At 68.4% G+C, this 23,523-nt stretch carries 19 protein-coding genes and 1 pseudogene; 11 read left to right on the top strand and 9 right to left on the bottom strand.

Annotated elements, in window-relative coordinates:
* Positions 1–165: 165 nt before the first annotated feature.
* From BQ9890_RS14770 to BQ9890_RS14755, 4 genes are all read right to left on the bottom strand, one after another.
* Positions 166–636 (bottom strand): transposase, encoded by a 471-nt coding sequence (locus BQ9890_RS14770; RefSeq protein ID WP_078062249.1) that lies wholly within the window; start codon positions 634–636, stop codon positions 166–168.
* Complete coding sequence (locus BQ9890_RS14765) at positions 633–1,106, bottom strand: transposase (RefSeq protein ID WP_078062248.1); 474 nt, start codon at positions 1,104–1,106, stop codon at positions 633–635. Before BQ9890_RS14765 ends, BQ9890_RS14770 begins: the two co-directional genes overlap by 4 nt.
* 586 nt (positions 1,107–1,692) lie before the next feature.
* Entirely contained in the window at positions 1,693–2,163 is a 471-nt protein-coding gene (locus BQ9890_RS14760) for a transposase (RefSeq protein ID WP_078062249.1), read from the bottom strand.
* Complete coding sequence (locus BQ9890_RS14755) at positions 2,160–2,633, bottom strand: transposase (RefSeq protein ID WP_078062248.1); 474 nt, start codon at positions 2,631–2,633, stop codon at positions 2,160–2,162. Before BQ9890_RS14755 ends, BQ9890_RS14760 begins: the two co-directional genes overlap by 4 nt.
* Positions 2,634–2,811: 178 nt before the next feature.
* Between BQ9890_RS14755 and BQ9890_RS05285 the strand changes: the two are divergent.
* From BQ9890_RS05285 to BQ9890_RS05275, 3 genes and pseudogenes are all read left to right on the top strand, one after another.
* A pseudogene (locus BQ9890_RS05285) lies at positions 2,812–4,161 on the top strand (ISL3 family transposase).
* Positions 4,162–4,258: 97 nt separating this feature from the next.
* Entirely contained in the window at positions 4,259–4,621 is a 363-nt protein-coding gene (locus BQ9890_RS05280) for a helix-turn-helix domain-containing protein (RefSeq protein ID WP_143226246.1), read from the top strand.
* Positions 4,621–5,754 carry an integrase core domain-containing protein gene (locus BQ9890_RS05275; protein WP_078062541.1) on the top strand — a complete coding sequence of 378 codons (1,134 nt, stop codon included), beginning with the start codon at positions 4,621–4,623 and terminating at the stop codon, positions 5,752–5,754. Before BQ9890_RS05280 ends, BQ9890_RS05275 begins: the two co-directional genes overlap by 1 nt.
* A gap of 22 nt (positions 5,755–5,776) precedes the next feature.
* Here BQ9890_RS05275 and BQ9890_RS05270 read toward each other — a convergent pair whose 3' ends face one another.
* The gene (locus BQ9890_RS05270) at positions 5,777–6,142 is read right to left on the bottom strand and encodes a hypothetical protein (protein ID WP_143226244.1); all 366 of its coding nucleotides are present in this window, start codon (positions 6,140–6,142) and stop codon (positions 5,777–5,779) included.
* Positions 6,143–6,740: 598 nt separating this feature from the next.
* On the opposite strand from BQ9890_RS05270, the gene BQ9890_RS05265 reads away from it, so the two are divergent.
* On the top strand, positions 6,741–9,884 hold the full coding sequence (locus BQ9890_RS05265) for a PD-(D/E)XK nuclease family protein (RefSeq protein ID WP_075892764.1): 3,144 nt from the start codon (positions 6,741–6,743) through the stop codon (positions 9,882–9,884).
* Complete coding sequence (locus BQ9890_RS05260; RefSeq protein WP_230297832.1) at positions 9,881–13,558, top strand: UvrD-helicase domain-containing protein; 3,678 nt, start codon at positions 9,881–9,883, stop codon at positions 13,556–13,558. The genes BQ9890_RS05265 and BQ9890_RS05260 overlap by 4 nt, the downstream gene beginning before the upstream one ends.
* A gap of 534 nt (positions 13,559–14,092) precedes the next feature.
* Here BQ9890_RS05260 and BQ9890_RS05255 read toward each other — a convergent pair.
* The 4 genes from BQ9890_RS05255 to BQ9890_RS05240 form a co-directional block, all read right to left on the bottom strand.
* On the bottom strand, positions 14,093–15,010 hold the full coding sequence (locus BQ9890_RS05255; RefSeq protein ID WP_075889910.1) for a nucleotidyl transferase AbiEii/AbiGii toxin family protein: 918 nt from the start codon (positions 15,008–15,010) through the stop codon (positions 14,093–14,095).
* 10 nt (positions 15,011–15,020) lie between these two features.
* Complete coding sequence (locus BQ9890_RS05250) at positions 15,021–16,067, bottom strand: type IV toxin-antitoxin system AbiEi family antitoxin domain-containing protein (RefSeq protein WP_075889908.1); 1,047 nt, start codon at positions 16,065–16,067, stop codon at positions 15,021–15,023.
* Between the two features lie 410 nt (positions 16,068–16,477).
* Positions 16,478–17,053: a putative immunity protein gene (locus BQ9890_RS05245; RefSeq protein WP_075889906.1), complete on the bottom strand. Its 576-nt coding sequence runs from the start codon at positions 17,051–17,053 to the stop codon at positions 16,478–16,480.
* A gap of 134 nt (positions 17,054–17,187) precedes the next feature.
* On the bottom strand, positions 17,188–17,673 hold the full coding sequence (locus BQ9890_RS05240; RefSeq protein ID WP_075889904.1) for a tetratricopeptide repeat protein: 486 nt from the start codon (positions 17,671–17,673) through the stop codon (positions 17,188–17,190).
* A 164-nt stretch (positions 17,674–17,837) separates the two neighbouring features.
* Between BQ9890_RS05240 and BQ9890_RS05235 the strand changes: the two genes are divergently transcribed.
* The 6 genes from BQ9890_RS05235 (at position 17,838) to BQ9890_RS05210 (ending at position 23,518) form a co-directional block, all read left to right on the top strand.
* Positions 17,838–18,704: a helix-turn-helix domain-containing protein gene (locus BQ9890_RS05235; RefSeq protein WP_075889902.1), complete on the top strand. Its 867-nt coding sequence runs from the start codon at positions 17,838–17,840 to the stop codon at positions 18,702–18,704.
* 326 nt (positions 18,705–19,030) lie between these two features.
* Entirely contained in the window at positions 19,031–19,822 is a 792-nt protein-coding gene (locus BQ9890_RS05230; protein ID WP_075889900.1) for an electron transfer flavoprotein subunit beta/FixA family protein, read from the top strand.
* Positions 19,819–20,676: an electron transfer flavoprotein subunit alpha/FixB family protein gene (locus tag BQ9890_RS05225; protein ID WP_075889899.1), complete on the top strand. Its 858-nt coding sequence runs from the start codon at positions 19,819–19,821 to the stop codon at positions 20,674–20,676. Before BQ9890_RS05230 ends, BQ9890_RS05225 begins: the two co-directional genes overlap by 4 nt.
* Positions 20,676–21,962, top strand: coding sequence for an FAD-dependent oxidoreductase (locus BQ9890_RS05220; protein ID WP_075889897.1), 1,287 nt, complete (start codon positions 20,676–20,678; stop codon positions 21,960–21,962). The genes BQ9890_RS05225 and BQ9890_RS05220 overlap by 1 nt, the downstream gene beginning before the upstream one ends.
* A 5-nt stretch (positions 21,963–21,967) precedes the next feature.
* Positions 21,968–22,267 carry a ferredoxin family protein gene (locus BQ9890_RS05215; protein ID WP_043536735.1) on the top strand — a complete coding sequence of 100 codons (300 nt, stop codon included), beginning with the start codon at positions 21,968–21,970 and terminating at the stop codon, positions 22,265–22,267.
* 87 nt (positions 22,268–22,354) lie between these two features.
* Positions 22,355–23,518: an acyl-CoA dehydrogenase family protein gene (locus BQ9890_RS05210; RefSeq protein ID WP_075889895.1), complete on the top strand. Its 1,164-nt coding sequence runs from the start codon at positions 22,355–22,357 to the stop codon at positions 23,516–23,518.
* Positions 23,519–23,523: the final 5 nt, after the last annotated feature.

Raw genomic sequence — 23,523 nt, 5'->3', positions numbered from 1 at the left:
TGGACCGCTGTTCAGCCCTGATCCACCGTTTTGGGGTGGGTGGGTCGAGTGATCCCGTGGGAGGTCTCGTGGAGGGGTGTGGGTGTGACTGGTTCTCCGACCGCTGGTGTCGGCTTGTCCTGGGGTTCCTCGGGGTTGGGCCCGGTGGGGCTGTGTGGGTGGTGGTCAGGCCGCGATGGGCGGGTCGCTGCCGGTGGCGTGGTCCCACAGGTCCATGAACTCCTGCTGCCAGGGCCAGTGGGTGGGGTAGTGCAGGAATCGGCGCCTGGAGCGGTGGGCGATGCGGGCTGGCACCATGACCAGGCGCTGGCGGATGGTGGGCATGCGGGCGGTGTTCATGCCCGCCTTGTGGGCTGCGGCGCGAGAGATGTTGAAGGCGAGGATGGCCAGCTGCAGCCAGGCGGCGTTGGCGGTGAAGCGGCCTGAGGGCAGGTGGGCCAAGGCGTTGCCCTTCAGTTCGGCCATGACTTGTTCGATGATGGCATGGCCTCGGTGGCGCTCATCGGCTTCCAGCATGGCCAGGGTGGAGTTGGTGAGTGAGGGGTGGTACCTGTACGTGTCGAAGAGTTCCCCCTGACCCGTATGAGCCTTCGTGTTCAACCGCTTGACGCGTCGCACGATCAGGCGGCACGTCACCTGGTCCTTCTTGGGGTGAGAGGTGAAGGCGGTTGAGAAGGGACTTCAGCGACCTCAGCGTCACTGATCCACTCTCCGGTGTCTTCTTCGAAGATGGCGTCCGGGTAGTGGATCCCCACCCAGGCATCTTCCTCGATCATGGTGATGGCTCGGATCACGCTCGACCATTGGGGCACCGTGACGGAGAACCAGCATCCGGCGTCTTGGAAGGCGTGGACGAAGGTGCAGGTGCAAAACGCGCTGTCAGCCCGACCCATGATCTGGGCTGCGGGGCGGACCTTCTTCGCCAGGGTGAGGGCTCTCGTGGCATGCCAGGCAGCATGATCCCCCGACTTCACGTTGCCGCGACGCAGTTGGGCGCCTGCGATCACGGGCGCAGAGTGCTCGGTGCTGATGGTGGCAACCAGGGCATTGAGGCCCTTGACGTGGTTGTAGCCATACGCCACCGCTTGCTTCGCGTACCCGTGCACCTCGCGAATGTGGGGGCACCTCCCGCGTGCGGGGGAGCATCGAGGTCGACCATCACCGGCTCTTCGCGATCCGGGGTGTAGCGGGGGGTTGANCGACTTGAGGATTCTGTCCCGTCCGGATTCGATGGACACAATTAGATTGAGTCAGCCCATCGAGAACGACTCGCGCAGCCAAACAGGCCGAAGGACTGCTTGGGTCCAAGGTCAACGCTATGTGTCGAGCGTCGCGCTCAGAGCTTCTCCCCGATTGACCTCGGAACTATAGTCCTGGAGTGTTCAACCGACCCCGCCGTGCTCATCGCGGTTCTGGGCCACCCCCTCATCGAAGAGTGACTGCCAGGGATCAGGCGCGCCGGGATCCAGGGCTGACACGGCATGGTCAGCGGCGACACCGAGAAGGGAGTCGGACCTCGACCGCGTATGGACCGCTGCTCAGCCCTGATCCACCGTTTTGGGGTGGGTGGGTCGAGTGATCCCGTGGGAGGTCTCGTGGAGGGGTGTGGGTGTGACTGGTTCTCCGACCGCTGGTGTCGGCTTGTCCTGGGGTTCCTCGGGGTTGGGCCCGGTGGGGCTGTGTGGGTGGTGGTCAGGCCGCGATGGGCGGGTCGCTGCCGGTGGCGTGGTCCCACAGGTCCATGAACTCCTGCTGCCAGGGCCAGTGGGTGGGGTAGTGCAGGAATCGGCGCCTGGAGCGGTGGGCGATGCGGGCTGGCACCATGACCAGGCGCTGGCGGATGGTGGGCATGCGGGCGGTGTTCATGCCCGCCTTGTGGGCTGCGGCGCGAGAGATGTTGAAGGCGAGGATGGCCAGCTGCAGCCAGGCGGCGTTGGCGGTGAAGCGGCCTGAGGGCAGGTGGGCCAAGGCGTTGCCCTTCAGTTCGGCCATGACTTGTTCGATGATGGCATGGCCTCGGTGGCGCTCATCGGCTTCCAGCATGGCCAGGGTGGAGTTGGTGAGTGAGGGGTGGTACCTGTACGTGTCGAAGAGTTCCCCCTGACCCGTATGAGCCTTCGTGTTCAACCGCTTGACGCGTCGCACGATCAGGCGGCACGTCACCTGGTCCTTCTTGGGGTGAGAGGTGAAGGCGGTTGAGAAGGGACTTCAGCGACCTCAGCGTCACTGATCCACTCTCCGGTGTCTTCTTCGAAGATGGCGTCCGGGTAGTGGATCCCCACCCAGGCATCTTCCTCGATCATGGTGATGGCTCGGATCACGCTCGACCATTGGGGCACCGTGACGGAGAACCAGCATCCGGCGTCTTGGAAGGCGTGGACGAAGGTGCAGGTGCAAAACGCGCTGTCAGCCCGACCCATGATCTGGGCTGCGGGGCGGACCTTCTTCGCCAGGGTGAGGGCTCTCGTGGCATGCCAGGCAGCATGATCCCCCGACTTCACGTTGCCGCGACGCAGTTGGGCGCCTGCGATCACGGGCGCAGAGTGCTCGGTGCTGATGGTGGCAACCAGGGCATTGAGGCCCTTGACGTGGTTGTAGCCATACGCCACCGCTTGCTTCGCGTACCCGTGCACCTCGCGAATGTGGGGGCACCTCCCGCGTGCGGGGGAGCATCGAGGTCGACCATCACCGGCTCTTCGCGATCCGGGGTGTAGCGGGGGGTTGAGTCTGGCTGGCGTGTCGGGGTGGGTGTGAGGGTCGGGGTCTTCCGATGATGGGAGTTCCTACACAGCCCATCTGAAAGACCCCGACGTGTCCCACGCTACCTTCACGCGCCCTGATCTGACCACGTTCGCCCGCTTGGATGACCTCGGCCTCGTGGTGGTGGGCCAGAGAGTCCTCCCGGATCGCTGCGAGGTGGCCTGCCGGGTGGTGGACGAGTGAGCCGGTGGTGTCGCGAGTGTGGGTGCGAAGGGATCCCCCGCGACACCGTGGTCCGTCGCCTCGCCCACGAGCCCTCGGGCTGGAGACCGGTGACACTGCGGGTAGCGAGTGCGTCGCTACCGCTGTTCGGGGTGTGGGCGTGTGTGGAGGCAGGACACCACTGGGGCGGCCCAGCCGCGCTCGAAACTGTCCCGGGGCGGACTGCGTTGGGCCCGTGGCGGGCATCGTCGTCCAACACCTCACCGTCGCCCGGGTCGCTGAGGGTCTGGGCGTGTCCTGGGACTGCGCCAACACCTCCGTCCTGGAGGAGGGACGCAGGGTCCTCATCAACGATGAGCATCGCTTCGAGGGTGTGACCACGATCGGGGTGGACGATTCCCCCGCGCGCTGCGCTCTCTGCGGGAGGTGCCCCCAGCGTGTGGCGGCACACGCGCAGGGGCGACAAGTTCGTCACCGTGATCATCGACCTCACCCCCCTGCGCGAGGGAAGGGGTCCTGCCAGGTTGTTGGACATGGTGGAGGGCCGCTCCAAGAAGGCCTTCAAGGACTGGCTCAGCCAGCAAGACGCTGCGTGGCGTGACCGGATTGAGGTGGTCGCCATGGATGGGTTCACCGGGTTCAAGACCGCAGCCAAGGAAGAACTCCCCGACGCGGTGGAGGTCATGGATCCCTGTCCTGGTCGTCCAGCTCGCCGGCGATGCCCTGAACCACTGCCGCCAGCGCGTCCAGCAGGAGACCACCGGGCATCGTGGCAGGTCCGGGGACCCCCTGTACGGGGTGCGTCGGACGCTGCACACCGGGATGGATCTCCTCACAGACAAGCAACGCACCCGCCTGGAGGGCGTCTTCGCCCAGGACGCTCACGTCGGGGTGGAAGCCACCTGGGGCATCTACCAGAAGATCGTGGCCGCCTACCGCGATCCCGACCCCAAGGCCGGGCGAGCCCAGCTGGCCCACGTCATCGAGGTCATCAGCCGCGGCGTTCCCGCCGCCCTCGCTGAGATCATCACCCTGGGGCGCACCCTCAAGCGGCGCGCCACAGACGTCCTGGCCTACTTCGAGCGCCCCCACACCTCCAACGGCCCGACAGAAGCCCTCAATGGTCGACTGGAACACCTGCGCGGCTCAGCCTTGGGCTTCCGAAACCTGACGAACTACATTGCCCGCAGTCTCCTCGAGGCCGGCGGATTCAGACCACAACTACACCCTCAATCGTGAAGAGCCCCCGTTCCGCGTCTGAGTTCGTTGACCAGAACCGGGTTTTAACTTCCCTCATCTGAGCTGGTTGGATGTCTACCAGCAAGGGAGAGTTTGAATGTCACAGGAGACGAGACCCGAGGCCGCCAAGGGCTCGGCGAGGGCGGTGCGTAAGCCGCGTGTCCGCTTGGCGCCCTCGCAGAAGTATGAGGTGTTCACCGCGGTGCTCACCAATGCTGCGACCCAGCGGGAGTTGGCGGAGAAGTACCACATTGACCGCTCCACGATCCAGGGGATCTGCCGTACCGCGAAGCAGGGAGCCATCTCAGCTTTGACCCAGGCGGTGCCTGGCCGACGCGCCCGGGACCCCCAGGAGGCGGAGTTGGCCTCGGCGCGGGAGCGGATTGCGCGGTTGGAGACCACGATCGCGGAGCAGGCGATGCGCCTGCACTTGATCGAGGGAAAAGACGGGTGGGACTGATGGCCGGGCCGGTCCCCACTCGGCTGGGGGGTCCGGCCAAGCAGGCACTGCTTGACCTGGTCTCAGATGCGGCTGGGGCGGGGTTCTCGCTGCGTCAGGCGTGTGTGTGGCTGGGGATCAACCACTCCCGGGTACTGGCCTGGCAGGAACGCCTGGATCGTGGTGTCTCCTTGGAGGACCAGCCAGCTGGCCCAGTGGCCGGAGAAGTCCTCCACGCGCTCTTGGAGTGGGAGAAGGAGGCGATCGTGGCCCTGGCCGGGCAGTGGGAGCGCGTCGACCTCTCCCACCGCAAGCTCGCCCATCGAGGTTCCCGCCTCGATGTGGTCTACGTGTCCGAATCCTCCGTGTTGCGGGTCCTGACCGAGGCGGGGGTGCGCCTGCCCGGCCTCCCCAGGCCCACTCCACGTGAACGCAAGGCGTTCCCCGACTGGGCCCAACTGGTCCCCGGCGTCATCTGGGTCTACGACTTCACGCACTTCTCGGGCCTGCCCGGGTGGTGTGCGATCGCTGTGGTGGACGTGGTGTCCAAGAAGTGCCTGGCGTTGAACCTGAGTGTGGAAGAGACCAGCACCCAGGTCGAGGCCGCCTTCATCGACGCACTCCACTGTGATGGGAAGGCCTGGCTGCTCGCCGATGACGCCTTTGCAGTGGAACTGGCCCAAGGACACGTCCCTGACCCTGACATCGACGTCGAAGACGACGGGACGGGCAGTGTGCCAGTCCTGCTGGCAGTGTCTGACAACGGGCCCCAGATGACGTCCTCTGCCACGGCGAGGTTCATGGCCGCCGCCCGCATCGGGCAACACTTCGGCCGCCCCGGCACCCCCAACGACCAGGCCTGGATCGAGTCGTTCTTCGGCCACCTCAAGGCCGAGAACCCCCACCTTGACGCCATCGCCGATCCCGGTGCCCTACGCGCTGAACTCGACCACCTGTGCGTCCACTACAACACCGTGCGCCTCCACGAGTCCATCGGCTACGTCACCCCCCAGGAGGAACACGAAGGGCGCGGACCCGCCATCCGCAAGGCCAGACAAGACGGCCTCAAACGAGCCCGAGAAGCCCGCATTGCCACCAGACGACAAACACGACACAATCACACCAACAACACCAGCACCGATGAGGGTATTTGAACCCGCGAACTGGTCAATTTACTCAGACACGCCGCGGCCCCATCACCAGCTCATCACTGCCGAAGAGGGTGGGGACCAGGTGTGCGAGGTTGGCTTGGAGATCCCGGTTGATGGCCCCCAACTGGAGAGTGTGACCATGGGTGAAGGACCTGAGGTGCGTCCCCAACGTGGAAGGAGCACGCACCGCCCCCAGCACTTTCGCTGTTCCTCCTGACCGCAAGACATCCATGCCGTCAATGTCATCAGCCCCGGCCAGCATGCCCGACACCAGCGCGCGGACCTTCACGGGCGCGTTGGGGGAAGCCACCGTGAGGCGCGCCTTCAGCAGACCTGTGAAGCCTGCCCGCTCGGCCAGGCCCATCACCGCAGGCAGGCCCCCAGCCGACACCAAGTGATCCTCATCGAAGACGGGCGTGAAACGGCGGGTGTGAGTGTGAGACGATTGCACCTCGAAGATGCCCCCTCGACCTGGTCAAATGGATTGTCTACCAACACCCATTGTCCCAGATCAGAAGGGGCATCTTCTCTGTTCCGACACCCCAAAACCACCCCCACAACGGTGGATCAGGGCTGAGACCGCCCCGCGTTGGCGCTCAGCGATCTCGATCCCCTTGGTTGACCCGTCAGACGACAACTTCGGAGACATCAAGGGGATGCGGGTGACGGGATTCAGGATGAACAGCTCCGTGGGCTACAGTCCAGACCTTCGGGGCGCGGAACCTCCGCATGAGAGTTAATGCCCTCTCGCCCGTGACGACGGGCGCAGCGACCAACGTGTGTCTGTAGGAGTTGCTGCACTGGCAATGGGGTGCACAGTCTTCATGAGCAAGATCTCGTGTGCCCGTGGAGTACGTGTGTCCCCTCACGCCAGATCGCGGTCTCCGGGGTCACCAGCCTGTGGACGCTTCTCCTCCAGATGCACATGCCACCATGGACCATGGTGTCAGGCGGGACATCGCGAGGGACCGAGGACGGTGGTGGCGGGCATGCACGTGACATTCGGGTGGGGCTTCGACGGCGCTCGGTGGGGCACGGGGGCACCCGGCCCCACGAGCTTCCTGGCAGAGGTGACGCTGGGCCCGGCCGGCCTGGTCGACCTCCTGTCCACCCGCCTCGCATGCGGGGGAGTGCTGGCCGAACAGCCTATGCGGATCGCAGCGTACCGGCGGGCGCTGGCCGACCTGGTCCAGGGCAGCACACCTGAGCTCTCACGCTGGTACGCCCGCGGGTTCGAGGTCGATCCCTGGCGCACCGCCCGGGAGCTACTCGCCTGGCGTGACGAGCTGGTCTCGGCCGGATGGCTGCCGGCCCCCTCACCGGCATCCGACCGGGCTCCCATTCCGGTTCACGTTCCTGTGCCCGAGGGCCCCACTGCAGGAACTCCGACTCCCGTCACCCCGACCACGCCCCACCGCCTCGCCACACTGGCCGCAGTCGAGACCCTCCTGGCAGGGGACCCCACCTGGGGTCCGGGACCCGCGGACCTCCTCCGCGAGGTCGCAGGCACCCTCGCAGACCTCGCGTCCTCCCACACACGCTGGCCCACGGGCATCGAACGCATCGACGTGGACCACCGGATCAACCTCCTTCCCCCGATCTGGCGATGGATGCTCCAGCACCTGGAGGATCTCGGCGTCGAGGTCCACGAGCTGCCAGAACCCGCACCGCTCGAGCAGCTCACCATCCTCACGGCCGACACCGTCTGGGACGCAGCTCCCGTAGCCGCGCGCGTGCTCAGCCAGTGGCACCGCGACGACACCCCCCACACCGTGCTCGCCACACTGCCCAGCGACCAACTGGATCGTGAGCTCCGCCGCCGCCACCTCCCGACCCTGGGCGTGGCCGAGCAGAGCGCGCAACGTCCCGTCGCCCAAGTCATCCGTGTCTTCCTGGAGGCAGTCTCCGCCCCCCACGACATCGCGGCCCTGGCCGACCTGCTGACCACCAGCCTCACGGTCAGCGTCCCCGACCTCCCCGCCGACAGCACCCCTCGCCCCGTCAGACTCCTGCCACTCCCGGTCTGCTCCGCCCTGCTGGACGCCCTGGCCGAACAACCCGGCGTCGGGGGCCCCGCCTGGACGTCCGCCATCGACCGCTTCCAGGACACCGACCCCGCCCAGACCCCGTCCGCCCGCCTCGCCCGCGAGTTCGATGATCTCCTCCGCGTCCACCCCATCCGGCCCCGCACGGCCCACATCCCGGCAGCGTTGACCACAGCTGCGCTGACCCCGCCCGCCCCGACCCCCACCCCCGGCCACGCCCTCTGGCCTGTCGCCGAGATCCTCGACCACCTCAACTGGCTGCGCGCCCGACTCAGCGTGCTCGGCCGGACGCACCACGCGTCCGCCCTCGTCGATGCTGCACATCGGGCGAAGCTAGCCGCGCAGATCCTCGCTGACCTCGGCGAATCCGTCTCGCGTCGGGAACTGGACGCCGTCATCGACGAGTGCGTGGACGCCACCCCGCTGCCCGCCGCGCTCTGCACCCCGGCCGCCGACCCCCTGCGCGACGTCGCCCAGACACCCGCCCAACTCGCCCTGGGCACTGCGGGCGTCCTGTGGTGGGGGCCCGTCGACCCGACCGGCTCGCCGCGCCAACGCACACGCAGCGCCGAGCGCACCCACCTCGCAGGCCTCGGCATCACCCTGCCCGATCGCCAGGCCCTCGCCGCCCTGGACCTTGACTCCGCCCTGCGTGGCTTGCGCAGACGCCGCCGCGTCATCGCCGTCCTGCCCACCCGCCTCGCCGGGCGCGACACCACCGTGCACCCAGCCCTCACCTTCCTCGTCAACGACCTGCGCGGCAGCGACCCCACCGCGACGCTGTCCGACATCCGCAGTGCGGCCACCGTCCCACCGAGCGCCGCCCACCGCACGGACCCACCCGCCTGGATCGTCCCCGGGCTGGCCAGCGCCGCACTGCGCCGCCCCGCCCACCGCGACCTTCCGCGCCCCGACCCCGTCCACCGCCGTGTCGCGCCCGGCGACCAGCTGCTGCCCACCCGGCTGAGCTTCACCCAGCTCGAACGCCTCCTCATCCACCCCCTCGACTGGCTGCTGCGCCACCCCCTCCTCATCCGCCCCTCCGGCCTCGCCGCCGTACCCACGGGCGCGCCCATGCTCGGCACCTGGATGCACGCGGGCGTCCAGACGGTCGTGCGCGGAGCCCTCGAGCGCTCCGGGGGCCAGCCCGTCCTCGTCGCCACAGGTCAGGACGGGTCCGAAGGAGGAGCTTCCGCAGTCCGCGCCGTCCTGGAGGCACTCGTCCCCGTCCTCGCCTCCGAACTCGACCTCCCGGGACGCTCCCGGGAACGCGCGGCCCTCCTCGACCAGGGCTCCCGCGCCATCGCCGGCCTGTTCGAGGCGCTCGGCTCCGCAGGCGTGCGCGTGGTGGGCTCCGAGGTCGCCTTCCCCGACGACGTCGTCCTCCCATCGACGAGGGCGGACGCGGGAGCCGGACTCCTGGTCCGTGGAGCCCGCGACCTGGACGTCCTGCTCCCGGACGGCCGACGCGGCGTGGTGGACCTGAAGTTCTCGCGCTCGAAGCGCAAGTACCACGACCTGGTCGCAGCAGGTCAGGCACTGCAGCTGGCGGTCTACGCCCACGCGGTCGCCCAGGAAGTGGCGGGGGAGCACCCCGGTGCTGGTGCTGGTGCTGCCCCGGCGCCGACGTCGGCGCTGCGCCCCGCACTGCGCGATGTCCCCGTCGGCTACTGGTCGCTGCGGCTGGGGCGCATGGACTCCTCCTTCCCGGAACTCGCCGGCGACGCCGCCATCGAGGTGACGCCCGCGGGGACCGGGGGCGCGGACGCCGATGACCTCATGCGGCGCGCCATGGCCGGACTGGGGGACACCCTGGAGCGGCTGCAGGCAGGCGAGATCCTGGACCTCGGCAATGCCCTGGCCGTGCTGGACCGGGAGGTGGGGCCCAAGGTGCGCCGAGCCCTGGAGAAGAGGGATCCACTGGCGGACGTCGTGCCACCGGACCTCATCTCCGGCCCCGGGGCACTGTTGACATCCGAGGACCTGAGGCTGTTGGAGCGCTCCTGGCGGACCACGTTCCTCCCCGTCGGCTCAGCCGGGTACGCGGACTTCGCACGCATCACGGGCATCCAGGAGGAACAGCTGTGAACACCACACCCTTGGTCCCGGGCCAGCCCGTCGGCCCCGCCGCCCCCGCAGACCCAGCTGGCCCCGCCAACCCTGCCGCTCCTGTCGGCCCCGCCGACCTCTCCGCCTACACGATCATCCGGGCGTCGGCCGGCTCCGGGAAGACCTACAGCCTGGTCCAGCTCCTCACCGAACGCCTGCGGGCCGTCGACGCTGACGGTCAGCCCCTGTTGCGCCCCGACCAGGTGATCGCCACGACCTTCACCATCAAGGCCGCCGGCGAGCTGTCCACCCGCATCCGAGAACACCTGGTGGAGGAAGGTCTCCTGGAGCAGGCCGCCGCCGTGCCCACCGCCCTGATCGGCAGCGTCAACTCCATCACGGGGCGCATCCTCCAGGACTTCGCCATGGATGCCGGACTTTCACCCGAACTCTCCGTCCTCACCGAGCAGGCCGGTCGGCGCGCCTTCACCATCGCGACCTCCGACATCCTCGCCGAGGCCGAGGAGGCCAACCGCCCACTCCTGGCCCGCACCGGCTACGACCTGCCCGAGGGCGACGACCCGCTCTTCTCCTCCGGCCGGCGCAACTGGGCGAGCACGGTCCGCGTTCTGGTGGACCTGGCCCGCGCCAACGACATCGACCAAGCCTCCTTCGACGCCTTCGCCCGGGCCTCCGCCGCCGAGCTGCGGGCCGCACTGGAGGCCACCGCGCGGGGAGGCGCCCCGGCCGTCCTGGACCCCACGCCCACCCCGGCCCCGGACCTCACCCTGTCCGCGACACCTGAACCGACCCCGGCTCCCGACCCCACCCCGATCGACGCCCGCGCCCGCGTGGCCGACATGGCCGGCCACATCGCCGCCACCCTGCGCGATGCCCTGGACGCCGGGGAGATCAACAAGCGCTCCGTTGCGGCCCTGCAACGCATCCTGCCGGGCATCGAGTCCTTCGCCACCGCACACACCGGCTTCTCCGCCTCCGCCCGCCGGGCCCGCGAGAGGCTCCCCTGGAAGGACTGGTTCCGAGCCGCCACAGGCTACTTCCCCGACTGCGCCAACCCCACGCGCCCCATCCAGGAGGCCGTCGACCTGGCCTCCGACCCCACCTGGTTCGCCCGCGACCCGCAGTTCCGCGCCGACATGGACGACCTCATCACCCTGGTCCTCACCACCGCGCGGCGTTGCCTGGGCGCCTACGCGCAGTACAAGACCGACCTCGGACTCATCGACTTCGTCGACCAGGAGCACCTCACCCTCCACCTCCTGCGAAGCAACTCCGAGGTCCGCGCAGCCTTCGCCGGGCACTACCGCATCCTCGTCGTCGACGAGTTCCAAGACACCAGCCCACTGGAGCTCGCCCTGTTCACCGAGCTCGGAGCCCTGGTCCGCGAGGTCATCTGGGTGGGCGACCCCAAGCAGTCCATCTACGCCTTCCGCGGCTCCGACCCCGCCCTCATGGGCGCCGCCGTCCAGGCGATCACGCGCGGCGGCGGTCACTCCCGCCTCCTGCGCCACTCCTGGCGCTCCCACGAGGTCCCCCTCGCGCTCACCAACACCGTATTCTCCCGCCTCTTCCCTCCCACCACCCCCATTGACGAGGGCGACTCCCCGAGTTCCCACGACGCCCAGGAGGGCCCCACCCGTACCGAGGCTGCGAGCCCGCGACCCGGGGAGCGGAACCCCGAGGTGTGGCTGGACATCCCCGCCCAGCGTGCCCGCGAACACGCTGGTGGCGAGGCCGCGCTCTGGCAGGTCCAGCGCGAACCTGGCCACAGGGGGCAACTCACCAACAGTGAGTGGTACACGAGCCTGGCGCGGGGCATCAGTGACGCCCGGGAACGTGATCGACAGGCGGGTGTGTCCGGGTCCTGGGCGGTGCTCACCCGCACCAACCAGCAGGTCGCGGACATCCAGTCGGCCCTGCGCGCCGTCGGCATCCCCTGTGTGGGAGGCGGTACCCCACTGCTGGCCACGCGGGAGGGGGCGACGCTGCGCGCCGCCCTGTCCTGGCTGGTCGACCCCCGCGACACCCAGTCCCTCATCGAGGTGGTCATGGTGGTGCCCGAGCACCCCGCCCACACCGACTGGCTCCAGACCCTCAGTGCTGCACCCGATGTGGAGAGCCGCCGTGGCCTGCTCGAGCGGTGGGCTGCGGATCTGAGCCTGGCACCGGTGCGGGCACTGGCCACCGAGTTGCCGGGACTCACCGTGAAGGAGGCCGTGGTCGCCCTCGTCGATGCCCTGGACCTGCGGCGCCGCATCGCAGAATGGGGGGAGGTGGGGCGGCGTTCCGGGGCCGTCGTCGGGGTGGTGCGCGCGGCGGAGGACTACATGGCGGAGGCCGACAGCGCAGGTCACCCAGCCACCCTCTCCGGTTTCCTCGCCGCCCTGGATTCAGGCGGTTCGACGACCGTGGCGGGGGAGGCGGGCGCGGACGCCGTGACCGTGTCGACCACGCACCAGGCCAAGGGGCTGGAGTGGGACTCCGTGGTGCTGGCCCTGCCTGATCGGCGCGACAGGTTCGCGGCGGCCGGGTCCTGGGTGCAGGCCACCGGCGAGCTGTCGATGTCGGACCCCCTGGCGGGGCGGAGCCTGAGGTTCTGGCCCGAGACTGCCCTGGAGTGCGACCCGATCGCGGCCACCCTGGCGGCGATGCCCGCCCAGGAGGAGCGTCGACGTGTCGGTCAGTTGGAGTCCCGGCGCCTGTTCTACGTGGCCTGCACGCGCGCCAAGCGCCGCCTCGTCCTCGCCCCGAAGCACGACCTGGCCAAGGCCGACGTCTTCGACGGGGAGTTCGAGCTGGCGGTGGTGGAGGACGGGCTCGAGTTCCGGTACGGGCAGGCGGGGAGTGACGCGGAGGGTTCTGCCGACACTGGTTCCGGCTGCGACCTGCTCGACTGCCAGGTCCTCCCCGTCCCCTCCGACGCTGCGGAGCTGGCGGACCTCGCGGCGGCGCGTCGGGTGCCCTCACTCGAGCCTGCGGCGTGGGTTGATGTCGAACGCTCGGAGATCCCCGAGGTGCTCGCTGCTCCGGAAGCCCCGCAGGCAGCACCTTTCATTCCCGCAACCTTCACGGCCAGCGGCGTGGAGGTCACCCCGGCGCAGGCGGCTGCCGCCGACATCCGGGTGGTCGCGCACCTGGGTGATCCCCTCGTGCGGGGTGGTGGTCCTGAGTGGGACCACGTCGGCGATTGCGTGCACGCCTACCTCGCCGCGCCCCTGCGCGAGCTCGACGCCGCAGCACAGCTGGTCGTGGCCCGACGTCTGGTCCGGTCCTGTGGAGTCGGGGCGTACGTGCAGCCCGCTGACATCGTGGACTGCGGCGCCCGCTGGACACAGTGGCGGGAGCAGGCGTTCCCCGGGGCGGATGCCTCCACCGAGGTGCCCTTCACCTGGACGAACCCCGCCCACCAGCGCACCCAGGGGTGGCTGGACCAGTTGGTGTCCACCAAGGACGGCCGGATGGTCGTCGTCGACCACAAGACCTACCCCGGTTCCGATCCGCTTGGCCACGTACGCCGCCACTACGTCGGGCAGATGGCCACCTACCGCGAGGCCGTCAGCCGGATCTGCTCCGTGCCCCGCACAGACGTCGAGGTCCTCATCCACCTGCCACTCCTCGGCCTGGTCGTGGCCGTGGACCTGGGCGGCGCTGTGATGTCGCGGGGGGATGGAGGTGGCGAGCTCAAGTCATGACCGGTCCGGAACCTCCATCTCCAGGAGTCGACGACCCGGAGCTGAGGGCGATGGTTGGAGATGCGGACGACCACCGGGTGCTTCAGGCACATTCCCAGGACAGCGTTGCGTTGCCGGACTCCAGCGGGATTCGCTGGCCTGTCCTGAGAGGAGTGGATCGACGAAGCCATTCATGAGTTCTCGCGCTCCCTCGAAGCTGAGTCCAGAGGGGGGAGTGCCCTTGGCGAGCACGGGGTAGCGGCGTCCCCAGCTGGTCGGAAGCGTGAAAGTGTGCGGCACCTCCAGCCCGAGCAGCTCGGCCTCCTTGACGAATGCCTCGTGGGTTCTCCCACCATCGACACTCTGGGACAGAGCAACAATGACGAGATCGATCAGATCCTTCTCGCGACTCCAGGGACGTCCCGAGTACGAGGCCAGCGTCGCACAGACCTCGCCGCACCAATCATCACCACTGACGCCTCATCCGCGAAGCCTGGACCCGCCGTCACTGGAGCAATCGCCCCACCCGCAGGCCATGACCTGTCAACGCGACCTCTATGGTGCTTGCTCCCAGGTCAGGAGTTTCGGGTTCCAATAGGTCCCGCCGACCGATCCCGAGAGGACCGGATCGACGAAATCTTTCATGAGGTCTCGGGCGTCTGCGAAAGTCTGGCCGGCGGCAGCGCTGTTCTTGGCGAGCTTGGTATAGGCCGTTCCCCAGGACAGCGGCAACGCGAAGGTATCCGGCGCAGTGATCCCACGCAGTCTCGCCTCGTGGAGGATGGCAGCGCGAGTGGTGTCCGCGCTGACCGCTTGGGTGAGAGCGATGATCACCAGATCGACCAGGTCCTTCTCCCGGCTGGACGGCCTACCGTTGTGCGAGGTGAGTGTCGCGCAGACCTTGTCCGCGATCTGCTTGGGCAACGGATACAGCCGGTATGGACTGCATGCCAAGTTTGGCAGCGAAAGACGGTTGGCCGGCAGCGTGCCGCTGATCTCATCGGTCGCGCCGTCGTGCGTCGAGAGATCCACCTTGATGGTCCCGAGGGGTTTCGGACCCAGCCTTGCATCGAATGCCACGTGGAAACCATCTGTGTACGGCTGGAGATCGTCGGTCAGGATCGGATGGTGCTCGGTGTAGGTGAAGACGAAGTAGTCTCCCAGATCCACTTCGGCCAGGTGACGGAGATCGGTCAGGGCGAGGTGCTTGTCGTACCCTTCCCTGTACAGGTCGACATCGAGGGTACGTCGGGAGTTCGGGACTCTTGCCAGCATCCCCGAGCCACCCTTCAGGACCCATTCCGATGCTGCACCTTCGCTGAAGACGCGGCTCAGGAAGCGGTCGTAGTGGGCTTGCCGGATCAGGTCCCCCACTTGACGTGACGGGTTCTCGTCATTCACTCTCAGTGCCGCGGCCTTGATGGCTGACTCAACTGCTCGCCAGTTGGCGTATCGCTTCACGTCTCCCGTCATTGCTCCTCGGTCACCTTTCCGGGTGTTGCGCCGTGGCCGGTTTGTCAGACAGCTGCTGAAGGTGCTTCATCTGTTCGGCCATGCTGATGATCTGTCTGCGGGTCCGGTCGTCAAGTGTCGCTGGGGGCGCAGGAGGCTCGATCAGAGTCCCTTGGAGCTTCTTCATCGCGGTGATGAACAGGTTCGTTGTCTCTTGCGGGAACGAGAGACGAGATGTGGCCTCGACAAGTTCATGTAGCACGTTCTGCATGGCGTGAACCGCCGAACTCGTTGCCACAGACTCTTTGAGAGCATCGTTCGTCCGGGCGATCTCCGCCATGACTGCAGCCTGTGCCACGGGGTCGAGAGCATGGAGAAACTGCTTCGAGATCTCCCCAGCCAGCGCGGTTCCCGACACCGCTCGCGCGAGCGAAGCGACGTCCCGATGGGCGAGGCGTTCGAGTTCGTCGAGAAGAGCCTCGCCGTCCCCGCGTTCGAAACCGTTCCTCTGCGCCAGCGGGGAGAGCAGCGCAGCAAGCCTCTTCGAGTCGAGTGCTTCGGTCTCGGACAGGACGTCCGCCACGAGCGACAGGTCGATCCGGGACTCGACCAGATCGGCGATCGTCTGTTCCTGGGTGGTCACGGGGAGGCCCTCACGCATGGTCAGAGCCTCTGGTGGAAGTTCCCGGACGCGGTACGTGAGCTCGGTGCGTTGAGTCTGTCGGCGCCTGGGGACGGTGAACTCGTAGGGTTCCGGAACGAGGTCGCCGATGCCGAGAAGATGGGAAGCTGCCGCACCGGAGACGACGGCATCACTAGGCCTGTCCGAGAGGCGGTCCTGGGCGGTGCGTTGAGGGTCAATCGAAAGCCAGGCTGCCTTGAGAGTGTCATAGCGCTCTGGAGGAGCCCCCGGGTCGCGGTAGATTCCGTGGGACACACGTTCAAGATGGCCGCCCTCGGCCAGACGGGAGAGCTGCAGGCGGCTGATGCCGAGTGTGTTGGCTTGGGCGGTCGTCACCATTCCCCACTGCGAAGCGGTGAGGTCTGCCAGCTCCTTGAGCGCTTGTGTCACCTCCATGCTTGGAAAGTATCACCATGGGCGATACAAAGCAAGAGATCGATGGCGCGTCTCGCTGCGGCTCGCGGTTCTCGATCCCGGGTCAGCGCCCGCAAGCGCTCGCTGCTCTCGCCCTCGTCGACGGGTGTTCTTCTGGATTCACTCCGGCTGGTAGTTGATGATCTCGCTGGCTCCTCGATCGCCAGCAGCGCGTTATACACGAAGTCGTCGCAGCGGAAGCGGGCCAACAGGGACGAGCCCTTGCGCATGAGGTTCAGTGCGAGCTGTCGGGCCGCCAGCTCCAGACGCGGCGTTCCGTCGAGCCGGGATGCCAAGGATCCCGCCGTCCCTCCCGTGATCCTGTCGACCACTCCCGCAGTCGACAACGGCATCGAGGACAGAGCCGGACTAGGACCGACCACTGGCCCAGTTCAGACCTCGGCCGAACCCTGCGGGAACCTGACGAACGTAGAGGCGTCTGCCAACACCGACTGGATCTCGCGGATCGTCGCGGCAAGCACTCCCGACGACAGGAGTCCGCTTCCCAACGGCCCGGATGAGTCCTCTCCGAGCATGGGCAACTTCGACAGTGCTGCACGGACCTCGCTTGTCATGTGGTCGATCTGCCAGCGAACCTCATCGCGGCGTGCGGCCTCGTGGTTGGTCTCCGCAAGAGAAGCGGCCTTCGCGGCGTATGTGGCCGCACCCAGCGCGTGTGCGCCCATGTGGGCAACTCCCGATGCTTGTCCGGAAGACCGAGCAGCTGCGACCGCAGCAGGAGACTTCGCAGACTGAGCCGCCCGGCCCGCGACAAACCTCCGCTTGATCTCGCCAGCGGCATCGAGCTCGCCACGGCCATATGCACGCGCCCGCAGGATGCCGTCCCGCACACGGCTGTCGTCCGGGGCCTCGGCCTCGAACAGCGGCAGAACTCGTTCAGCGCAGTCTGCCGCCCACAGGGCAACGAGACGCCGATCAGCGTCCTCAAGAGTCTGCGGAGAGGTCATGCATCAAGCCTCTCACGGCGCTCGAGCAACCACATTGGTCTCGCTCGACTCCGAGGTGTGCCGATGGGGACGCCCTTCGTATGAGGACCCGTTCCTCCTAGTCGGAGCAGACCTCTGAGCCAGAGGCGCGTGCGTCAGTCCTCGTTCGAGGACTCCATCAGCTGCGCGGCATATCGGGAGACTGCGCCCCCATACATCGGCAGCGTGGGCGCCAGTGCCTCAAGTGCGGTTCGTAGTGAGGCGGCGTGGTCTCCGCAGTCATGCAGTGCCAAGGCCAGGAAGGCCTGCCGTGCGTCCCCGGTGATGGCGGAGGTCGGCGCGTTCTGCAGCAGCTCGACCGCTGCTTCAGGCTCACCGATGTTCCTCAGTGAGCTCGCCAATTGGATGATCGCCTGGGGCAGGCGGTCTCCTGAGAGCCCCAGGTCGAGGGCCTTGCGGTACAGCGGGATTGCCTCGCGTTCCCTGCCGAGGAAGTCGTGCGCCGATGCCCACTCGAACAGTGCTTCGGGGTCGTCCGTGTCGCGTTCCTCGACGAGGATGCGCATGTCGTCGAGTACTTCCTGGGGGTACGCATCATCTACACGGTCCCAGAACGCCGCGATTCGCTCATCCCACGTCATTGACACGTCCGCGATTGTCCCACGTCATGGGGGAGTGGCAGTCCTTCCACCACGTCCCTCCCGACGATCCGCTCGCAGGGACGGAGTGCGTGCCCACCCCCGCCCGGCCCACCCGGGACCGAGTGCCCTGTCACCTTCCAGGAAGCTCACCTAGGGTGTGTCGCATGGCAGCGATGATGAGGTCGGCCGTGTCCACGCTGGACGCGCGTCACCCTGTTCGCCCTGATCTGGGACTGTGCGTGGCACAGATCCGCGCCGCGTCCGGGTGCCGCACCCGCTGCCCCGACGCCGAACTCCTCCGGGCGTCCTTCCACATCATGGTGCTGTGCACCGGTGGCAACGACACGCAGGTCGTCGACTTCCAGGACGTGCACCACAGGCCCGGTTCCCTGTTGTGGATCCCGTCAGGCACCGTCCACGAACGGGTGCCCGCCATCCAGGGCCGTGCGGTGTGCTTCACCGCCGCCTTCCTCTCACCCGGCTCCCCGCAGATCTCCAGTCCTGTCGGTGGCATGTGGAACCTCCAGGGCAGTGACCTCGACGAGGTCAATGCCCTGGTCACCGTCCTGGACAATGAGTACGCCCGGTACGTGTCCGGACCCACCGGGGCGGTACAGGCACGCAGCCTGCCCCTCCTGCGTCACCTGCTGTGTGCCCTGGTGATGCGGGTGCAGTCGGTCCCGCGTGAGCGTGCCGCCTCCAACGCGGTCAACCCCGTGGTCCGGGACTTCCTCGACATGGTCGAGGCGCAGTGCTGCACCATGCACACGGTGGAGGAGTACGCCGCAGCACTCGGCTACTCAGCGAGGACCCTGCAGCGGGTGTGCTACGAGGAGGTCGGCACACCACCCCGACAGGTCATCGACGAGAGGGTCAGCGCCGAGGCCGAGCGCCTCCTGGCCCTCACCGACATGCCGGTGGCCGCTGTCGCCCACACCGTGGGTTTCGGCGATGCCGCCAACTTCTCGAAGTTCTTCCAGCGCCAGACCGGGCAGACTCCCGGATCCTTCCGTCGCCAGCTCCTCTCCTGATCTCCCGAGCTGCGCCGCCTCGGCAGCGCCCCGCCCGTCCTTGCGGAGGGACGCGGTGTGCCACGACCGCACTGCCTCCTCCGTACCCCGGCTGGCCCCCGCCCGGCCCCGTTCCCCTCGCGCGGTGACCGTCCTTTCGCGTCCGTTCCCCCGTGCTCGGCAGCCGTGTCCGACCCCCACCACACGGTGTCCGACGGCCACCACGATCCGCGCCACCCCGACGGGCACGACCGCGAAGGATTGGGTTCATCAAGGAGCGATGCCGACGACGCCTCCGCGAAGTGGCGGGGTCGGCACCGACACCGCACCGGAATGGAAGGAACCCGATGACGATCATTGCCTGCTTCAAGTGGGTCGTGAGTGACCAGGACCTGAGGACCGATCCCTCCACGCACGACCTGGACACGAGCCGCGCGCGCCACGAGATCTCGCCCTACGACCGCAACACCATCGAGTGCGCACGTCTCACCGCAGCCGCCCGCGCGACCGCATCGGGCACCAGCCAGGAGCTGGTCGGCCTGACCTTCGGGGACATCACCCCGGTCGGGCTCAAGGACGCCCTGGCCCGCGGCCTGGACTCCACCCTCCAGGTCCTCCCCCCCAGTGGCGTCGAGGTCGACGGCCGCGTGACGGCGCAGGCCCTCGCCGCGGCCATCCGTGGCGTGGAGGGCGCCGATCTGGTCATCACCACCGAGGGCGCAGCGGACACCTACGCCCACGAGACCGCCCCCCGCATCGCCGAACTCCTCGACTGGCCGCTCATCACGAACGCCCAGTCCATCGAGGTCGACGGGACGACGCTGCGCGCCACGCGGGTCCTCGATGACGCCATCGAGCACGTCGAGTGCTCACTGCCCGCCGTCGTCTCCGTGGTCCCGGAGATCGCCCCGGCCCCCATCCCCGGCCTGAAGGCCGTGATGGGCGCCGCCAAGAAGGCCAAGAAGAAGGTCACTGTCGAGGACCTCGGCCTCGCGACCGCTGACCTCGCACCCCGCACGCACACCGCACGGACCACCGGCTACGTCGCGGAGCGGCGCCACGTGCGCCACGACGGAACACCACAGGAGATCGCCGATTCCCTGATCTCCTCCCTCCAGCAGGACGGAGTCCTCGCATGAGCACGATCCTCGTCGTCGAGACCCCCGAGCTCGCTGCCGACCTCGAACGCCAGGCCGCCTCACTGGGTGGCACCCTTCTCCGGGCCGTCCTCCCCACCGGGGCACGCCCCGAGGCCACGGTGCCCTCCCTGGAGACCATTGCGCGGGAGCACGGGTGCGCCCTCGTCCTCGTGCCCGCCACCATCGCCGGACGTGAGATCGCCGCACGCCTGGCCCAGCGACTCGACGTCGCCCTCGTCCCCGAGGCCGTCTCACTGGAGCTGACCGCGAACGGTGGCCGCGCCGAGCGGGTCGTCTACGCCGGCGGTGCCGTGGCGGCACTCGCGTGGGAGGGACCCGCGGTGGTCTCCGTCGTCGCCCGCGCGGGCGCTGACGCCCCCACGCCCGACCCCACCGTCGACACCGTCGAGGTCACCGCCCCCGACACCCGGGTGGTGCGTACCGGACTCGAGGAGCGCCCGAAGTCCGACGTCGACCTCACGAACGCCCAGCGCGTGGTGTGCGTCGGCATGGGCCTCAAGGAGCGCTCCGACCTGGACCTGGTCGACCGACTCGCCGAGGCCCTCGACGCCCAGGTCGCCTGCACCCGCCCGGTGTCCGAGGACCGCGGATGGCTGCCCGTGGAGCGCTACATCGGCATCTCCGGCCTCCACGTCTCACCCGCCCTGTACCTCGGCCTGGGAGTGTCCGGCCAGGTGCAGCACGCCGTCGGGATGCGCGGGGCGAATGTGGTCGTCGAGGTGAACACCGACGGTGACAGCCCCGCCATCGCGGACGCCGACCACCAGGTCGTCGCCGACCTCTACGGCATCGTCCCCGCCCTCATCGAACGGCTCTCCGCAGGGGCGAAGTGATGGAGGAGGAACACACCGACGTCATCGTCGTCGGCGCCGGACCCGCCGGATCTGCCTGCGCCCTCACACTGGCACGGGCCGGCCGCAGCGTGATCCTCGTCGACCGCGGTGTCACACCCGGCGCGAAGAACGTCTCCGGGGGACGCCTCTACACCGCAGCGCTCGACGCACTGGAGCCGGGCCTGGCCCAGCGCGTGCCCGCCGAACGCCACGTCGTCCAGGAGCGCATCGGGCTGATCGATGGCGACCGCTCGGTGCTGGTCTCGACCCAGGCCCCCACGAGGGCGGACGACAGCCCCCAGTCCGTCACCGTCACACGCTCCGTCCTCGACGAGTGGATGGCGGGACTGGCCGAGGAGGCCGGCGCCATGGTCGTCCCCGGGATCACCGTGGACGGCCTGGTCCGCGAGAGCGGGGTGGTCGTGGGCATCCGCGCCGACGGCGAGGAACTGCGCAGCGACGTGGTGGTGGCTGCCGACGGCACCAACTCCCTGCTGGCGCGTGAGGTCGGGATCGTCCGACCGCCCGTGTCCGGTCAGGTGGCCACCGGCGTCAAGGAGGTCATCGAACTCCCGCAGGGCGCGATCGAGAACCGCTTCGGGGTCGGCGAGGGCGAGGGCGTCGCCCAGCTGATGGTGGGCTGCACCCGCGGTCTGCACGGCGGCGGTTTCCTCTACACGAACGCCATCTCGGTCGCCCTGGGCATCGTCGTGGACCCGATGGGTTTGGCACGCATCGACGGGACCCCCCGCGGGCTCCTGGAGGACCTGCGCGCCCACCCGGCCATCGCCCCGCTGCTGCGTGGGGGAGAGGTCGTGGAGTACGCGGCCCACCTCGTCCGCGAGGACGGGCTCGCAGGCGTCCCCGAACACCTCACCGCCCCCGGCTTCATGGTCACCGGTGAGGCGGGTGGGTTCATCCTCAACCTCGGCTACACCATCCGCGGTATGGACCTCGCGATCCTGTCGGGTCTGGCCGCCGCCCGCGCGATCCTCGGCAACGGCCCCACGGAGGAGTCGTACCGGGCGGAGCTGGAGGGCACCGGACTGATGGCGATCATGCGCGAGGCCAAGGGATACCCCCGCTTCCTCGGGGCGGACAGGATCTACGCCGACTACCCGGCACTGGCCCTGCAGATGGCCGGACAACTGTTCACCGTGCCCGACCCGGGCCCGCACACCCCACCCCAGAGGGTCGTGCCCCGGCTGTGGCACACGTTCAAGTCCTCCCGCGTGCGCATGAGGGACGCGGCAGGAGACGCGATGAGGGCGGTGAGGGGACTGTGAGCCCGGTGGAGGACACGCAGCGACGGCTCGAGGTCTCCGACCTGCTGGGTCGCGACAGCTTCGAGGTGGACGAGGACTACGCCCACATCGCGATCGACCCCACGGTCTGCGCCGGATGCCCGCACCACGCGTGCATCGCGGCCTGCCCCGCCTCCCTCTTCACCCGCGACGAGGGCGGCCAGATGCACTTCGACCACGCCGGATGCCTCGAGTGCGGAACCTGCCGCGTGGTGTGCACGCCGGGGGGAATCGTCCGCTGGACGTACCCGCACTCCGGATTCGGCGTGACCTACCGGGCCTCGTGAGGGCCCACCCCCACACCCAACCCCACCCCGGCCGCCCGCCCCACCCGACGTGGTGGGCGGCACCGACATCAACCAAGGAGACGCATCATGAGCATGTGGTACATGAACGACGACCGTGAGGCCGTCCTGGCCATCGCCCGCGAGTTCGCGAAGACAGAGGTCGCCCCGCAGGCACTGGAGATCGACCGGGACGACAGGTTCCCCCTCGAGCTCTTCAAACGCGCCGGCGAGCTGGGCCTCCTCGGTATCACCGTGCCCGAGGAGGACGGTGGCCTGGGCATGGACCAGACCACCAACGCCCTCGTCCTGGAGGAGATCGCCAAGGTCAGCCCGGTCCTCACGATCGCGATGGGCGCGCACATCCTCCTGGCCGGCGGCATCCTGCAGATGCTCGGCACCCCGGAGCAGAAGGCCAAGTGGCTGGCGCCCGCGGCCACCGGCGAGGTCGTCCTGTCCTGCGGACAGACCGAGGCGATCGGGGGCGACGACCAGGGCGAGTACACCACGCGCGCCGTCCTGGACGGGGACGAGTGGGTCATCAACGGCGGCAAGGTCCTCGTCTCCAATATCGGAGTGGCCGACTACTACGTGATTGTCGCCGTCACCGCCGAGCACCCGGACCCGGTGGCGAAGACCGGACTGTCGGCCTTCGTGGTGCCGGCGGGCACCCCCGGCTTCGGGGTGGGCAAGGCCGAGCACAAGCTCGGGTGGCACGGCTCGGCGACCGGCTCCCTGTCCTTCAGCAACTGCCGCATCCCCAAGGAGAACCTCGTCGGCGCCCAGGACCAGGCTCTGCAGGCCATGTTCATCTCCGCGACTGCCGAGTTCCTCTCCTGCGGTCCGGTCTCCCTGGGCATCGCCGAGGGCGCCTACGAGATGGCGAAGGCCTACTCGATGGAGCGGGTCCAGATGGGCCAGACGCAGTTCGACCGCTTCCAGGTGACCCGCCACAAGCTGATGAAGATGTACACCCAGATCGAGTCCCTGCGAGCCCTCGTCTACTCCACCTACGCCCAGCGTGACGCCGGCGAGCTCGAGCTCGCGCGTGGTCGACTCCTCAAGGTCGAGGGGTCCCGGGTCGCGGAGGAGGTCGGGCGCGACGCCATCCAGATCTTCGGGGGTGTCGGCGTCATCCGCGAGACCGGCGTCGAGCGTTTCTGGCGCGACGGGAAGGTCATGGCCATCGGTGGCGCCTCCGCGGAGGCCCTCGTCGAGGCCGTCTCGATGATGATGCGTCGCGGAATGATCTGAGCATC

Source organism: Actinomyces provencensis (assembly GCF_900155435.1).
GTDB lineage: Bacteria > Actinomycetota > Actinomycetes > Actinomycetales > Actinomycetaceae > Pauljensenia > Pauljensenia provencensis.
Note: the sequence above shows the minus strand (reverse complement) of the source record. Positions and strands in the feature narration are given on the sequence as shown.

Bases quoted from the DNA above. Each gene is read 5' to 3' on its own strand.
- BQ9890_RS05220 (WP_075889897.1), top strand. From the start codon at position 20,676: ATGGAGGAGGAACACACCGACGTCATCGTCGTCGGCGCCGGACCCGCC.
- BQ9890_RS05255 (WP_075889910.1), bottom strand. From the start codon at position 15,010: ATGACGGGAGACGTGAAGCGATACGCCAACTGGCGAGCAGTTGAGTCA.
- BQ9890_RS05225 (WP_075889899.1), top strand. From the start codon at position 19,819: ATGAGCACGATCCTCGTCGTCGAGACCCCCGAGCTCGCTGCCGACCTC.
- BQ9890_RS05265 (WP_075892764.1), top strand. From the start codon at position 6,741: ATGCACGTGACATTCGGGTGGGGCTTCGACGGCGCTCGGTGGGGCACG.
- BQ9890_RS05230 (WP_075889900.1), top strand. From the start codon at position 19,031: ATGACGATCATTGCCTGCTTCAAGTGGGTCGTGAGTGACCAGGACCTG.
- BQ9890_RS05210 (WP_075889895.1), top strand. From the start codon at position 22,355: ATGAGCATGTGGTACATGAACGACGACCGTGAGGCCGTCCTGGCCATC.
- BQ9890_RS05245 (WP_075889906.1), bottom strand. From the start codon at position 17,053: ATGACCTCTCCGCAGACTCTTGAGGACGCTGATCGGCGTCTCGTTGCC.
- BQ9890_RS05275 (WP_078062541.1), top strand. From the start codon at position 4,621: ATGGCCGGGCCGGTCCCCACTCGGCTGGGGGGTCCGGCCAAGCAGGCA.
- BQ9890_RS05240 (WP_075889904.1), bottom strand. From the start codon at position 17,673: ATGACGTGGGATGAGCGAATCGCGGCGTTCTGGGACCGTGTAGATGAT.
- BQ9890_RS05235 (WP_075889902.1), top strand. From the start codon at position 17,838: ATGGCAGCGATGATGAGGTCGGCCGTGTCCACGCTGGACGCGCGTCAC.
- BQ9890_RS05280 (WP_143226246.1), top strand. From the start codon at position 4,259: ATGTCACAGGAGACGAGACCCGAGGCCGCCAAGGGCTCGGCGAGGGCG.
- BQ9890_RS05250 (WP_075889908.1), bottom strand. From the start codon at position 16,067: ATGGAGGTGACACAAGCGCTCAAGGAGCTGGCAGACCTCACCGCTTCG.